At 46.0% G+C, this 15501-nt stretch carries 12 protein-coding genes; 8 read left to right on the forward strand and 4 right to left on the reverse strand.

Translation table 11 applies throughout. From position 1 onward, the window contains the following. Window position 1 precedes the first annotated feature (1 nt). Entirely contained in the window at window positions 2-337 is a 336-nt protein-coding gene (locus tag DESACI_RS05435) for a phage holin family protein (RefSeq protein ID WP_014826167.1), read from the forward strand. A 233-nt stretch (window positions 338-570) separates the two neighbouring features. Here DESACI_RS05435 and DESACI_RS05440 read toward each other — a convergent pair whose 3' ends face one another. Beyond that, window positions 571-2865: an N-acetylmuramoyl-L-alanine amidase gene (locus DESACI_RS05440; protein ID WP_014826168.1), complete on the reverse strand. Its 2295-nt coding sequence runs from the start codon at window positions 2863-2865 to the stop codon at window positions 571-573. A 196-nt stretch (window positions 2866-3061) separates the two neighbouring features. Here DESACI_RS05440 and ilvB point away from each other — a divergent pair, with 196 nt between their 5' ends. After that, window positions 3062-4750: a biosynthetic-type acetolactate synthase large subunit gene (ilvB, locus tag DESACI_RS05445; RefSeq protein ID WP_014826169.1), complete on the forward strand. Its 1689-nt coding sequence runs from the start codon at window positions 3062-3064 to the stop codon at window positions 4748-4750. A gap of 4 nt (window positions 4751-4754) precedes the next feature. Beyond that, window positions 4755-5252, forward strand: coding sequence for an acetolactate synthase small subunit (gene ilvN / locus DESACI_RS05450; RefSeq protein WP_014826170.1), 498 nt, complete (start codon window positions 4755-4757; stop codon window positions 5250-5252). Window positions 5253-5617: 365 nt separating this feature from the next. On the opposite strand, the gene DESACI_RS05455 is transcribed toward ilvN, so the two are convergent. Continuing rightward, window positions 5618-8245, reverse strand: coding sequence for a S8 family serine peptidase (locus tag DESACI_RS05455; protein WP_014826171.1), 2628 nt, complete (start codon window positions 8243-8245; stop codon window positions 5618-5620). A 154-nt stretch (window positions 8246-8399) separates the two neighbouring features. Then, window positions 8400-9629: a multidrug effflux MFS transporter gene (locus DESACI_RS05460; RefSeq protein WP_014826172.1), complete on the reverse strand. Its 1230-nt coding sequence runs from the start codon at window positions 9627-9629 to the stop codon at window positions 8400-8402. A 249-nt stretch (window positions 9630-9878) separates the two neighbouring features. Here DESACI_RS05460 and DESACI_RS05465 point away from each other — a divergent pair, with 249 nt between their 5' ends. Genes DESACI_RS05465 through DESACI_RS24430 form a run of 5 tightly spaced genes read left to right on the forward strand, consistent with a single transcriptional unit; the run spans window position 9879 to window position 13498 of the window. Then, on the forward strand, window positions 9879-10406 hold the full coding sequence (locus DESACI_RS05465) for a sigma-70 family RNA polymerase sigma factor (protein WP_014826173.1): 528 nt from the start codon (window positions 9879-9881) through the stop codon (window positions 10404-10406). Further along, a complete protein-coding gene (locus DESACI_RS05470) occupies window positions 10406-11521 on the forward strand; it encodes a zf-HC2 domain-containing protein (RefSeq protein WP_014826174.1) in 1116 nt (371 codons plus the stop codon). The genes DESACI_RS05465 and DESACI_RS05470 overlap by 1 nt, the downstream gene beginning before the upstream one ends. A gap of 38 nt (window positions 11522-11559) precedes the next feature. Next, complete coding sequence (locus tag DESACI_RS05475; RefSeq protein WP_014826175.1) at window positions 11560-12474, forward strand: ABC transporter ATP-binding protein; 915 nt, start codon at window positions 11560-11562, stop codon at window positions 12472-12474. Further along, a complete protein-coding gene (locus tag DESACI_RS05480) occupies window positions 12468-13295 on the forward strand; it encodes an ABC transporter permease subunit (RefSeq protein WP_014826176.1) in 828 nt (275 codons plus the stop codon). Before DESACI_RS05475 ends, DESACI_RS05480 begins: the two co-directional genes overlap by 7 nt. A 47-nt stretch (window positions 13296-13342) precedes the next feature. Then, a complete protein-coding gene (locus tag DESACI_RS24430; RefSeq protein WP_158310146.1) occupies window positions 13343-13498 on the forward strand; it encodes a hypothetical protein in 156 nt (51 codons plus the stop codon). Window positions 13499-13757: 259 nt separating this feature from the next. On the opposite strand, the gene DESACI_RS05485 is transcribed toward DESACI_RS24430, so the two are convergent. Further along, entirely contained in the window at window positions 13758-15383 is a 1626-nt protein-coding gene (locus DESACI_RS05485) for an N-acyl-D-amino-acid deacylase family protein (RefSeq protein ID WP_014826177.1), read from the reverse strand. Window positions 15384-15501: the final 118 nt, after the last annotated feature.

A 15501-nucleotide genomic window follows, 5' to 3' on the forward strand; every position in this document is an offset into this window, starting at 1 on the left:
GATGAAACGACCTATTTATCGTATAATAGTAAACACACTTGTATTTATGGTGGCTGCACAATTTCTCCCAATTCACGCATCTAGCCCTCTGCATTATTTAGGAGCCGGTATAATTCTCTGGATCGTTAATTTGTTGATTCGTCCGGTCTTGATTGTCTTAACTATTCCTTTAAATCTCCTCACATTAGGAATTTTCACTTTTATTATTAATACGTGGATGATCTTGCTTACGAGCGGACTTGTGCCTGGTTTTTATGTTCATGGTTTCGGGACGGCCCTTTTAGTATCGCTGATGGTGTCTTTGGCCAACTGGGGGATTAAAAAAATAGGCAGCTAGTAACTTTTGCAGTTACCGGCTGCTTTTCTTTTACGATCAGAATCCCATGCCGCTTAGCAGCATCGCAATGGAAAATTGACTGCGCCAGAGACTAACAAGTGCGAAGAAAGTGTCTTCGGGAACCCCGCCAAGTTTCTTAACGATTTCTTAGCGAAAATGAATAGACATTTTAATAGACATATTAAAGAAATGGCAAAGGCAGCGTTCTATCCAATAGTTCGCTGCCTTACTGCTTAGTTATTAGGTGTTGGGTTAGTGTAATAGTTATAAATTCCATGAAAGACTGCCGTGGCAACGTTTTTTCGGAAGGTGTCGTTCTGTAACCTTGCTTCTTCATAGGGACTGGAAATGAAGGCGGCTTCTAATAAGACGGCGGGCATTGTTGTGTATTTTATAACATAAAAGTTTGCTGCTTTAACTCCACGGCTGTTGGTTTTTACGGTGTCAATCATGGCATTTTCAATACTGCTGGCAAGTTGCTGGCTCTTTTGCTCCTGAGGGTTGTCCTGGGAATAATAAGTTGTTGTTCCTTGAACAGAAGGATTGCTAAAGGAGTCGTTATGGATAGATATAAAAAGGTCGGGGTTGCTTTTGGAAGCTTCGTCCACCCGGGCTTGCAGATCATTAATTTCAGAATAACTGCTAGCCGGAGAGGAGTCATCGCTGCGGGTTAAAATAACCTTTGCCCCTGCTTGCTGCAGGATCGAACTTAAATCTTGAGCAATAGCTAACGTGTTGTCTTTTTCATAGGTATGGTTAGGGCCGACTGCTCCGGTATCGGGACCTCCGTGTCCGGGGTCTACCATGATGGTCTTGCCGCTTAAACAATTTGCCGGGATTCCAGAAAAAGGATCTGCCAGTACTTCTTTAGAAGGATCGTAATTCGACGTTGAGGAAGAATCACTCGAGGAAGAATTACCTGTCGAAGAATCACCTGAAGAAGGAGAAGAGGGTGGTTGAACTGTAGTGGGAAGCGAGGGGAAATCTTTTAAATTAGAGCTGTAACTAGAGGAAGCTTTTCCTTCCATAATGGCTTCGGAGGTTGCACTAATAATACCTGTTCCTCCAAGAATATAGATCTTACCATTCGGACTCAGGTCAATGGCAGATGTTGAGGCTGCAGACGTTGGTGAGCCGCTGGACACAGTCGAGAGTGTAATATAACTGTCAGATACCCAACCGGTTGTTGATTGATAAGTGGTTTGGTACCAATGGTTCTGATAGTTAGTGAGAGTGAGTGTTGTGCCTTGAGGTATGGTTGTCAGAAGTTTCCCGGATGCGGAGGGAGTATCTCTTAGGTTTAATCCACCGGATGCATTGACGGTTCCTGATTTAGAGTCACTGCTGGGTGTAGCAGCCGAAGAAGACCCTGACGTCGAGGAGATACTGAGGTATTGATCAGATACCCAGCCGGTTTGGGATTGGTAGGTTGTTTGATACCAGTGATTGTTATAACTCCCGAGTTCAAGGGTTGTCCCTTTAGGGATAGTTACCAATAGTTTTCCTGAAGAGGAAGGCGTGTCACGAAGATTTAATCCGGCTGAAGAAGTAACGACCCCGGTTTCGGATCCGCTGCTGGAAGCTGATGTGGATGAGGAAGTTGAAGTTGAAACCTTTGAGGCAGGAGGTTCTACAACCATATGTAAACGCATGATGCTATAAACAGAAGAAGGAATGTCATTTTGTTCTGTAAGTAAAAGAGGAGCCTTTTCTTTGGAGGCTAGAACGGTTCCGGCGACAGCGTCCGGAAAGGTGACTCCGGAGGCCAAGAAGAGATCATTGGATTGGTAGATATCCTTCATAGTTGAAACAACTTGGGCGTTAGTATCATAGCGGTCCTGACCACCAATACGTGTTTCAATGGTAAAGTTATTTTTAGTTAATTCTGCAGATGGTACGACAACCTCTCCTCCGATGACGGTGATATGTTTAGGCGAAGTTTCGTTTAAGTATTTTAGGTCAGAGTCGGGCAAGGTGGTTGAAGTAAGTACGATGGGTATTTGTTTAATCCCGGCATAGGTTGCTGCTGACAGAGCATCGGGGAAATTATCTCCATTAACGATAATCAAAGAATCCGAGGACAAACGTTTGGCAAGGAGAACGGAGGTCTCATAGCGATCAACCCCTCCGATACGTTCCCAGGTTAACGATAATTGTTCAAGGTCTTTCTCAATCTTGGGCTTTAAGCAGGCAGTTCCGCCAAGAAGAACGATTTTCGTAGGTTTTAGGCGCTGCAATTCTTGAATGACCCTGGGGTCAAGCGTATCCCCGCCTGTCAAAAGGATTGGAGCATCCAAGCAGACGGCATAAGGAGTGGCAGCAATGGAATCCGGATAATCAGAGGCTTCGCATAAGATAACCGTTTGCGCCGAATCCCAGCCTTTCTGCGAGATTTTAAGGGCTGTTTCAATCTGGTCCTGCCCAGCTATTCTCTCGGTCACATAAGCCAAAGGACTTGCTTGAGTAACTATGGGCATACAAAATATAACTGCAAGCGATACAATCATCGCTGTTATGATTTTTTTCACATTAATTCATCCTTTCTTTTGCCGTTATGTCGATTATATCATAGAAAGCGAATCTATTTGATCAAATTTTGCAAAACCTATTTTTATGAGTATTCTGTACGATTAGGATATTGTGCTATAATAGAGTTTAAAATTATCGAATGTCTTAATGACAGACAACATGGTCGAGCAGAATTAGAAGGGGAGGGTCAAGGATATGATAATGACGGGTGCAGAGGCAATTATTGAATCGCTAAGAAATGAAAATGTTGATGTAGCCTTCGGTTATCCCGGAGGTGCAGTGCTGACACTGTATGATGCTTTATATAAAGCAGATTTCAGGCATATTTTAACGAAACATGAGCAAGGTGCTGTTCACGCCGCTGATGGTTATGCCAGGGCTACAGGCAAAGTTGGAGTAGTCATTGCAACCTCAGGTCCTGGGGCCACAAATCTGGTAACTGGGATAGCTACTGCCTATATGGATTCAATCCCTATGGTGGCAATTACCGGTCAAGTCGCCGTGCCTTTAATTGGGAGGGATTCTTTTCAAGAGGCAGATATACGGGGAATTACCACTCCAATAACGAAACACAACTATTTGGTTAAAACCGTTGAAGAGCTGCCCCGGGCTTTAAAAGAAGCCTTTTATATTGCACGTACTGGCCGCCCCGGTCCTGTCGTAGTCGATATCGCCAAGGATGTTTTTGCTGCGACCTTTGACTACGAATACCCGTCAGAAGTCAAGCTGCGCGGCTACCGTCCTGTTTTTGAAGGAAACCCGACTGTTATAAGTCAGGTTTTTGAGGAATTGCGCTCTTCTCGCAAACCCTTGCTTTTTATAGGCGGGGGAGTCAATTTATCCGACTCTTCTCAGGAACTGAGAAACTTTGTGGAGCAAACCGGATTTCCGGTAATAAGCAGTTTGATGGGTTTGGGTTGTATCCCTTATGACCATCCTCAGTTTTTAGGAATGGTGGGAATGCATGGGACTTATGCAGCCAATATGGCCACTACAGAATGCGATTTGCTTTTAGGGATAGGGGTTCGTTTTGATGATCGTGTAACTGGCTTATTAAGTGATTTTGCTTCGAAAGCAAAGATTGTTCATTTCGATATTGATCCTGCGGAAATTAACAAAAACGTTATAGCTCAAATACGGGTTATTGGGGATTTGAAATGGTCCTTGCCGGCTCTCATTAAGCGAATTGGAGATGCCGCCAGTGAATTAAAAGAACAAGTTCAGCCATGGCTGGAAAGAGTTTCGAGTTGGAGGCGAGATTTTCCGCTGACTTACGAACAGAAGAAGGATCTCGTGATGCCGCAGGCTGTGGTGGAAAAGGTAAGCCATCTCACTCAGGGCGATGTCGTGGTTGTTACCGATGTGGGGCAGAATCAAATTTGGGCAGCCCAATTCTATGGTTTCAGACATCCGCGTACGTTTCTTACGTCGGGCGGGCTGGGAACCATGGGGTATGGCTTGCCGGCAGCCTTAGGAGCGCAATGTGGATTACCCGATAAAAAGGTGGTTCTTTTTGTTGGCGATGGCGGTTTCATGATGAACTGTCAGGAGTTAGCAACTCTTGCGGACTGTAATTTTCCAGTGATAGTTTTAGTCCTGAACAACCAAACGTTAGGGATGGTGGCCCAGTGGCAAAGAATGTTTTATGGCGGCCGTTATTCTCATACCAGCCTCAAAGGTCATACGGATTTTGTGAAGCTGGCAGAAGCTATGGGAGTAACAGGCTTGAGGGTAACTAAACCTGAAGAATTAGATCAAGTCCTGACAGAGGCTTTAGCAATCCGGGGACCGGTTTTGGTGGACATACGAACTCCGGAGATAGAGGATGTCTTACCAATGGTTCCGGCGGGAGCGCGCCTGGATCAGATGATTATGGGAGGTTAAGAAGATGAAACACACGTTAGCCGTTTTAGTTGAAAACCGGCCGGGCGTTTTAACACATATTTCGGGGTTAATTAGCCGCAGGGCCTTTAACATTGAAAGTATTGCCGCCGGTTACACGGAAGAACCAGATACAACCCGAATTACCATCGTCGTGGAAGGCAATGAAATAGAACAGGAGCAAGTCGTAAATCAGCTGTCGAAATTGATTGACGTTATTAAAATCAGTGATCTGACGGCAGTTGAATCAATTCAGCGGGAGCTGGCTCTGATAAAGGTCAAAGCAAGTTTGGAGACCCGTTCGGATATCATCAATATCGTTAATATTTTTAGGGCCAGTATTGTGGATGTCAGTCGAGAGACGATGGTGATAGAACTTTCCGGGGATGAAACAAAGATCGATGCCCTTTGTCAAGTCCTTGAGGAAGATCATGGAATTATTGAAATTGTGCGAACAGGCAAAATTGCTTTATCGCGTGGCCCGAAACCTGCTAAAGAACAATAAGTAAATCTAATTGCACTATGCGGAAAAATAGACCAATATTCTACCAAAACAATATAGCTTAAATGAAATGGGTTGTAACCCCTTGATTTTATTCGGGGATTACAACCCTAATTAGTTGGCTGAGGAACTCAAAGCTCATAATGGATTGCACGGTCTCACCCTTTGATCCAATCGTGAGACTCTCACTTCTATAAGTGGGAGTGATCCCCGTTCTCTGTTTCGGTGGGGGGAATCCATCCTTCAGCGTGATAGCATTTGTTATTGGCTAGGCGTTTTGGCGAAACTGTCCACAGGACACTTTCGTACCGAAGCCCCGATGTTCAGCTTTAGCTGAACGAGTTCACTCTGTTAAACTAAAGAGTCCTTTACTGGAAAATCCCATTAATCTGCTTTATGACTGTATCAGGTACAACCGCCGCACCTCCAAAGACGTAGACGGATTTTCCCTGCCAGGTTTTGATAGCGGCTAGTTCCGGGGAACTAGGACCCGTTAACGGGATAATAACCAGGTTTGTTTGGTTCATAGCCGCTACAACTCCACCTGTGAGGGCATCCGGAAAGTTTTCGCCCGTTGCCATAAATACAAAGTTTCCTTGAGGAGGGAAGGCTTGTAAGACGGCGGCAGCAGTGTCATAGCGGGTAGATCCGGAGAATCGCGTGGCAGTTGGCAGGCTGCTGTATACAGTTGGAGTCACAACGGCTTCTCCGCCGACAACCGTTGTTTCGGTGATAAGAAGCTGCCGCATGATGGTATCGGTTTCTGAAGGCAAGGAATCGGCCTCAGTTAAAAGAATAGGTATTCCTTGCTGAGCGGCAATGGGCGCGATGGAAATGGCATCGGGAAAGCTGGTTCCGTTGACTAGAACAGCCCTTCCAAGAGTTCCAAGAGCAGAGGCGATTTGAGCCGCAGTCCCATAACGGGTAACTCCGGCAAGACGCTGCAGTGAATAAGACGTCTGAAGCTGCTGTTCAATTGTTTGGGAAATGACAGCGGTTCCTCCCAGAAGGATAATTTTCCTGGGGGCCAAACGCTGAAGTTCCATTAATACAGCTTCGGGCAACTGAGCAGGAGTTGTCAGGAGAATAGGACCATGAACTTTGAAGGCCAGGGGCACGCCGCTGAGAGCGTCAGAAAAATCATTGGCAGTAGCTAAGATTACCGTATCCGCTCCATTGGGGAATTCAGTCTGGGAAATTTGCAGGGCAGTCTGAATTTTGTCGTATCCGGCAATACGCTGGTTTTCCGGTGGTAAGGAAAAACCAACGCGATAAACTCCCGGCTCCGTAATTCCGGCAGTGACGGTTGAGGTTTTAACTCCTCCACCGATCAAAATCCAGCGTGACCCGGACCAGTGAAAAATGTACCCTACACGGCTTGAATCAGGTGGGCTGGCGGCAGAGGATATGTTTAACCCCAGAAGTTTTGCAGGAGTTCCGTTCCATTGGAGGGAAATTGCATCTCCCAACGGCAAAATTCCGGGAGGAAGGTCGGAGACATCGGAGGCTTGCCCGATTGATACAGTGGTATTTAGCGTAGGATTTAGACCGAAAGCACGATTAGGAATTGTCAATGTTACCGAGGTAGTGGTTGTTCCCCCTTGCACCGAACCGCCTGCCCAATCAAGATTTGCAGGAGAAGTAAAGGATGGTGACTTGCCCGCGAAGCGTATTGCCCAATAGGCATCGACTCGTCCATAACCGTAGGAATTATCTCGACCGGCGGGGCCTAAGTCTAAAGAAGAATTTTCTAAAGCGACTTTCACTTGTTGAGAACTTAAGTTGGGGTAGGCGCCCCAAACTAGAGCAGCGACTCCTGAAACAAAGGGCGAGGCCATAGAAGTGCCGTCTAAGGAAGCGTAGTCCGAAGAATACTGCCAATAGTCGCTTGTAATATCGACTCCGGGGGCTGCCAGAGCAGCCGAAGGGCCTGGCAGAGAAAATGGGGCAATTGTATCCGTGGTGTCTGTAGCTGTCACAGCCATTACCAACGGGTCAGCCGCTGGGTAGGCAATGGTAGTTAAATTGTCTTCTTGATTTCCTCCGGCCGCGACGATTAAACATCCTTTAGCAGAAGCATACTGGATGGCTTCTTTTAGGACGTCTCCCTCGCTGTCCGAGCCCAAACTAAGATTGATGATTTTTGCACCGTGATCAGCGGCCCAGGCGATGCCATCGGCAATACAGTCGTCGGTTCCTTCCCCTTGCTTGGTCAAAGCTTTTACGGGTAAGATTTTGGCATTGTAGGCAACGCCGACAATGCCAATTCCGTTTGCTTCGGCGGCGATGATCCCGGAAACGTGGGTTCCGTGGCCGTTTTGATCCTGAGCTGTTGTGCTGCCGGCAACTCCGGTGATGGCGTTATAGCCGGGTAAGATATTGTCCTTTAAGTCGGGGTGATTTAAATCGACTCCCGTATCCACCACAGCGACGATAATCCCATTGCCCGTATATCCTAAACTCCAGGCCTTTTGTGCTTCGATCTTGCCGAGTCCCCATTGCTGCGGATATAAGGGGTCCGTGGGATTAGTGCTCATAGTTTTCACTGCCGTTGTTTTGATGACTCGAACCGGCTCAACACTCAAAACTCCGCTTGTTTTCTTAAGTTGTTCGACGATGCTCTGATATTGGTTGGCGGGAAGGGCTAAGGTGACGAATTGGAGGGGCCCTTTTCTTACGATTTCAGCTTTAAACATTTTGGCTAATGTGTCAGGGTCGGTTCCGGGGCTGAGCTTTACAACAACACGGTTGGAAACATCGTCGGGATTTAGGCTGTCCTCGTTTGAGTATTTGGGATTAACCATCGTCTGAGTTGCTTTATCCTGTCTGTTTGTTGTGATTTCGGAGCTGCTCTGAGATTGAGTTTTCGCTCCTCCCGAATCTAAAGAAATGTTCCGGGGAGTAAGCGGTTTGGTGTTACGGGTAAGCAGTATAAATCCACTTATGAAGATGACGATGCAAATACTAAACAAAACGGTAATTTTTTTCCTAGTCATAGACTGCTCCTCGTCCGGAATTATAATCTGATGATTAGTATTTCCAAATAATCCAGTTGATTTGCAGTCCTAGGCTGGAAAAATGCTGACAATTAGTTATAAAAGTAGTGAATAAACATGAAAAGTAGAAACATCCTGTATCGAGGCTCAATCCTTACTGATTTTGCCTCTTTTCTCTCAACACGATGTAACAGAGAATTGCCCCAACCTCCGCAACGGCAATGACACTCCCCATAGGTACTGCTGTATTTCCGCCTCCAAGCCCTACAAGCGGTGCAACTACGGCACCGATAACAAAAGAAAATAATCCTAGCAAGGCTGAGGCACTGCCCGCCGAATGACCGTAATTTTCCATGGCCAATGAAGAGCCGGCTGTTGTGACGATTCCCACGCTTGAAACCACCAAAAATAAGGGAATTAAAATGGCAGTCAGTCCTGCCCTCAGGAGGATTGTTGTGAGTAAACACAAGCCTCCCAGAGCAGCCAAGATGAGACCTGTGGAAAAAAGTTTCGTTCCGGCAATGCGGCTTGCCAGTCTGCCGGTGATTTGGCCGGCAATGATTATCCCCAGACCGTTAATGGCAAAAAACAGGCTGAACAATTGGGGAGATGCTCCGAAAATATCTTGGATAACAAAAGGGGAACCGGAGATATAGGCAAACATAGCGGCCATGACAAGGCCTTGAGGCAAAGCATATCCCATAAAAACTCTGTCTCCCATTAGACCGCGGAAAGTGAGTAGAATATTCATTAGCCCCGCCTCTGAGCGGTGTTCAGAAGGCAAGGTCTCTGGTAAGGAGAAAAACACTGCCAGGAGCATGATAATTCCAACGACCGTCAGAACAAGAAATACTCCCCGCCATGAAGTGAATTCTAAAAGCTGTCCGCCAATAATTGGCGCAACAATAGGTCCTACGCCATTGATTAACATCAAAAGAGCAAAGAATCTTGTCATTTCCGAACCCGAATAGAGATCCCTCACAACAGCCCTCGAAATAGCGATACCGGCAGAACCGGCGAAACCCTGAATGAAGCGGAGTAAAATCAGCGTCCAGATGGAGGGACTGACTGCGCATAACAAGGATGAGACGGTGTAACCGGCAAGTCCTATCAATAAGGGGATGCGCCGTCCGCGAACGTCACTCTGCGAGCCTGATACTAATTGTCCGAAAGCGAGTCCGAGAAGACAAGCCGTCAGGCTAAATTGGGCCAGAGAGGTGCTGGTGTGCAAATCTCTGGTTAAGATAGGGAGTGAAGGTAAGTACATATCGATGGACAATGGCCCGAAGGCAGATAAAGCTCCTAAAATGAATGCGGTCCATAAGCGGCGCGAACGGGAAAAGGTAGTGCTGGTACTGGTAGTATGACTGTGACTGTTGTTCACGTAAATTTCTGCCTCCTTTTGTTTCTGGGAATATTTGCAGTAGAACCAAGCAAAAAATATAAGATGTTATGTAATGTGATAATATGCTTATTATAGCATTCTTAAGTTAAATATAAGGTTAGAACAATTGACTTTCAGGATAAATATATGCGCAATTAAATAATTCACACTAGAAATTTATTTTCAACTGTCACAAAATAGCTTTCATATTTGTTATATAAGTAGTTACTTAACCTTAACGTTCTGGAGGTGCCGGTTCTGTTCGCCGAAAAGAAACCTTCTCTCAACAACAAAGAGTTTAAAAACATCTTTGAAAAACACTATCTTAGAGTTTATCGTCTGCTCACTTGTTTCTTAAGTAATCGTTCAACCGCGGAGGACATTGCTCAAGAAACCTTTCTTAGGTTCTATCTCACCCCTCCCCGTGATTTTGATAATGTTGGGGGATGGTTGACGCAGGTTGCTAAAAATTTAGCGTTTAATTACCTGCACCGGGAGAAAAGCAGGGCTGTGCGAGAATCTCATCTGGAACTGCCTCTGATTACAGAACCGGAACTTCGCCTTGAAGAGGAGGAAGAAAAAAATGTAATCAGCCAAGCCTTACATTCCTTATCGGAGCGGGACCGAGTATGCCTTACCCTTCGCCTTTCGGGAATGAGTTATTCTGAAATCGCCCAGGCGATTGAGGTTAAAGAAACGTCGGTGGGGACGATATTGGCCAGAGCTAAAGAGCGATTTAAGGCTGAATATCTCAAACTCAAAGGGAGGGATGATTAATGTGTTACGATTCAGGTATGCTTCAGGCTTACTTAGATCATGAGCTCAAAGACTCTGAGCGGGAGGAAATTGACAGGCACCTGACCGGTTGTGCAGGATGTCGAAAGAAACTGCAGCAACTTATGGATAATCAACAATTTACTGAGCAAATACTCTTGCCTTATTTCGGTTCCCAAGAACTGAATCATCAGGATAAAGTATGGCTTAATTTGCAGAAGACTCTTGGCAAAAAGAAAGGAGTATTAACTATGTTAAGAAAATACCGTACCGCAACCGCAGCCGCGGCTGTCATTTTAGCTGTTTCATTCAGTTTGAGTTTTGCACCGGTGCGTGCTTTGGCCAGTGATTTATTGAGTATTTTCCGTGTAAATAACTTCCAGACTGTCTCTATTGACAGCAATGACCTCGCGCAAATTCAAAAAACCATGCGCAAAGGTGCGGGGAAAGTAGCATTGGGTGATCTTGGACATGTCGATATGAGACAATCGGGTGCGAATGGCGGAGTTACTCTTGCTGAGGCTAAAGAATCTGTAGATTTCCCCCTGCTTGTTCCCCAAAGTTTGACGAACGGATATACCTTAAAACATATTCAACGAACCGCGGGAACTACTCTGGACTTTACTTTGGATACTCACAAAACGAACGATGTCTTAAAAAGTTTTGGAGCGACAACATTACTTCCAGATTCAATTAACGGTAAAACCTTCACTGCAGCGATACCCGTGGTAATCAGTGCTTCCTATGTGGGACCGGAAAATCAAAATCTTATGCTTACCCAAACACGCAGTCCTCAACTGACGGCTCCCTCTCAAGATGTGGATACAATTCGAGATGCCATCTTAGCTCTTCCCTTTCTGCCGGATAATTTAAGAAAACAATTAGCCTCAGTGAATGATTGGCAGCATACCTTTATCATCCCCAGTTTTAACGGCTCAAGTCAAACAGTGACTGTTGACGGTTCCCAGGGAGTTTATATGAGTGCGCCCCAGGGCACAAATAAGGAGTCAAATTCTGAGCGGAATGCACTTCTCTGGCAAAATAACGGGGTAATTTATGCTCTTGCCGGGAACTTTACAGAAGAACAAGGCTTAGGGCTGGCTAATTCTCTAAAGTAAATAGGGATACCAAGAAGTAGTTAGGGGATACAAATGGAATGATTTTAGAAACGTTCAATCTAACCAAACGTTATGGCACTAAAATTGGCTGTGAGAAGATTTGCCTCTCCATTGATCAGGGGCAAATCTTCGGATTCCTTGGCCCCAATGGTGCCGGTAAAAGTACATTGGTCAAAATGCTGGTTGGCTTGCTGACACCAACTTCAGGGACTGCGAAACTTCTGGGTTTTCCTTTGGGAAGTATCGAAGCCAGAAAAAAGATAGGTTTTCTGCCGGAGACGTTTCGCTATCAACCCTGGTTAACCGGAGAAGAACTGCTTTCTTTTCACGCGTCTTTAGCCAAGATGACCTCGGCGCAAAAAAAAGAGAGGATTCCTGAGGTCATAAAATTAGTCGGTTTGTGGGGAAAAGAAACCCTTAAAGTCGGTTCTTACAGTAAAGGCATGCAGCAGAGAATCGGTTTGGCCTGTGCTTTACTTCCCGATCCGGAACTCTTGTTTCTTGATGAACCTTCTTCAGCCCTGGATCCCTTGGGCCGGCGGGAAGTGCGAGAAATAATGCTGAAATTGCGGGAGCGGGGGAAAACAGTTTTTCTAAACAGCCATTTGCTGAGCGAAGTTGAGATGATTTGCGACCGCGTAGAGATTATTAAGGATGGGCATATTTTACTGGGAGGGACCCTGGAGGAACTTTTGTCTAAGACCACAGAAGTGGAAATGGTCATCGAAGGTATGACAGATGAGTTGTTTCGAGGGCTATCTGCAATGAGTCAAGCTATTAAGAGAGACGGCAAAGGCATTCAAATGACCCTTGAAAATCGTTCGGATATACCACGCCTGGCGACTGAAGTTGTCAAACAGGGTGGAGAGCTATATTCCCTGACAACCAGGCATACTTCTCTGGAGGATCTTTATGTTACACTAATTGGGGGGGAGGGGGATGGCTCATGTTAACCATCCTGCGGCTCACTCTCAAGGAAGTGGTTCGACGCCGAATTCTCCATGTTACAATCTTGCTTTCGATCTTGTTTTTAGCCCTTTTCGGAACCGGAGTCCATTATGCCTTTCAAAACATGTCTGCTGAAGGTTCGGCCTTGCGTGCCATGATTATCCCCCAGTTTCTTTCCTTGGGGTTGTTTTTTGGCAGCTTTCTCATTTCCTTCCTAGCCATAATGTCTTCGGTGGGATCGGTCTCCCTGGAAATCGAGAATGGGATTATCCTGGCAATTATCCCCCGTCCCATACGGCGTGCGGAGATCCTGCTGGGAAAATTCTTAGGTTATGCTGTACTGCTGATGAGCTTTGCTGTTATTTTCTATGTCACCGTCATCGTAATACTTCAGCAAACGACGGGCCTGTCTGTTGTACTGAGGCCTGGCACTGTTTTCCTTTATGCCTGTCAACCGTTAGTGCTTCTTGCTTTGACTCTGTACGGAACAACGTTTCTTTCAACGTTAGCCAATGGAATCGTCGTTTTCATGCTCTATATGCTGGGAGTCATGGGCGGTATGATTGAGCAAATCGGTTTCATGCTGAAGAACCAAACTCTTCTCCAAATGGGGATCATCTCCAGTTTAATCATGCCGGCTGATTCTCTCTACCGTAAAATTGTATCCTCGGTCCTTTCGGCCGCCGGAATAAATTTTTCTACTTTCTTTTTGGGCCCCTTTGGGAGCAGCTCCGAACCAAGCAATAATATGCTGATTTATACTGCTCTTTATATCATAGGTTTTCTTGCCTTGGCAATTCGAAGGTTCTCGAAACGAGATATTTAATGAAGCCCAATGATAGATAAACAAAACAAAATCCAAGGGTTCTCCCAATGATGTCAGTGAGGGGGGAATCCTTGGATTTTTTACCCAGTATTATTGGGGCAGCCCGCCATGCCATTGCGGAGCATCAGCGGATGATGAGAACAGGTCATGCCTTCGGGTCGGGCAGCTTCGCCCACACCATTCCCCCGACATTCCGAGGCTAGCCCACTCAATTGCGCGGGAGCTATCTTCAGCGGATATGTTTTCTTTGGAAATGACCGTTTCGAGCGAAAATGTCCACCGGACATTTTCGTGCCGAACCTCAGGGCAGTACCTGATGTGAACCGCTGGCCAGGACGGCCGAGTGTCCTCGAAGCCAAGGACGGCGAGAGGGGACCGCTGGCCAGACGATAAGCGGACGAGCTTATCGCCGCACTGCAACTGATTAAGCAGACCCCTGCAGTGTGGATCGGCCGAGTGTCCCTAACGAACTATTAGTTGCCCTTCACTTGGACTTAAGAGTTCACCTTTAGCTAAAACAATCCGGCCGTTAAGAATTGTATAATCTATGCCTTGCAGGGGTTGTTCAGGGTTGTTGTAATCTTCGAGTATATTAATTTCATCGGGGTTGAAAATAACAAGATCAGCGGAATATCCTTCTTTGATTAGGCCTTTTTGCCTTAAGTTTAAGCGCTGTGCAGGGGTCCCTGTAACTCTTTTAATCGCTTCTTCCCAAGTTAAGAGCTTTTTCTCCCGTACATATTCCCCCAGAAACTTAGGAAAGGTCCCGAATAGGCGAGGATGAGGTTTTCCGGTGGGAATGCCGTCAGATCCTATTTGACATAAAGGATGTTGGAGTAAGGTGACCATATCTTCTTCGGCAAATAAATGATGCATAACCATAGAACTTTGGCAGTCCTCACTGATCAAGAGCTTTGCGATCTGATCAATAACGTCCTCCGCAGGTGCTTTTACCGTTTGGAAGTGCCGGGAGATTAGTTGATCAGCTCTAAGCCCCTCAGCCCATTTGTTTTGTTCTTTGAAGGTGGAGCTTATCATGATATTAGGCCATTCTACCATACCAACAAAGTTATCCCAACCTGGATATTCAGGTCCATCTTCCTTAAGTTCATTTTTCAGTCTTGTCCTGAGAACTGGGTCTTTTAGTCTTTTAATAATTTCCGGGCTTCCGCCTTCCTTGGCCCAAGGCGGAAGAACCTGAGAAAGCAGAGTGCTTCCCGCCTGATAGGGGTGTTCATCAAATGTGACGTCGATCCCTTCCGAGCGAGCTTTTTCCACCATGTGGATGAGTTCTGGACCTGAAATGCCGAAATGGCGGTTGGCATAGGAACGCATATGAGAAATTTGCAATTTAACTCCGGATTCTTGGGCGATTTTAAGGGCCTCAGTCATTGCTTCCCGGACTTGAAGAGAATGACTTCGAATGTGGATCATCATGATGCCGTCATGAGATGCCACGACAGAACTTAGAGCAACAAGCTCTTCGTGAGATGCGAACATGCCCGGCAAGTATGCTAAGCCATAGGAAATCCCCAGCGCTCCTGCCGACATGGCTTCAGCTACGAGGGAGCACATATTGGCCAGGTCTTTGGCAGAAGGCAAATGGTTATTCAACCCTAAAACTTTGGCGCGTACTGCCCCGTGGCCTAGGAGATAAGCAACGTTATTAGTTTTGGCAGATCGTTGGATATCATGAAGAAATGTTGAAAAAACGGGCCAATTCCAATTTTGCGGACCCTGTCCCAGGATCGGTGTAAGGTAGCTGCGCCAAGCTTCCATCCCTGAGGAATAAGGGGCAGGACCGAGGCCGCATTGGCCTGCAATCTCCGTAGTAACACCTTGGCGTATTCGACTTTCCCGAATGGAACCGGAAGTAAACGGTACTAAGTCGCAATGACTGTGGACGTCAATAAAACCCGGTGTAACCATATGCCCTTCGGCATTAATCACCTGAGCAGCAGGCGAAGCCGATGACAGGTCCCGTTTTATCTCTGCGATCCTGCCATTCATAATTCCAAGATCCAATATTTCCGGGGGGGTTCCTGATCCATCTACAACAAGGCCGCCGATGATCGCAAGATCCAACATAGTTCTTTCACGCCTTTCTCCTTTGAAAACGCTTTATTATTAGTACTTGCAGCTAATACAAAAGTTATTAGTATTTCTAATGTGCTCAAAAAAGCTGCATAAAGTTTTAACAGTATAG

Origin of the sequence: Desulfosporosinus acidiphilus SJ4 (genome assembly GCF_000255115.2) — a bacterium.
In the GTDB taxonomy this organism is placed as follows: Bacteria; Bacillota; Desulfitobacteriia; order Desulfitobacteriales; family Desulfitobacteriaceae; genus Desulfosporosinus; species Desulfosporosinus acidiphilus.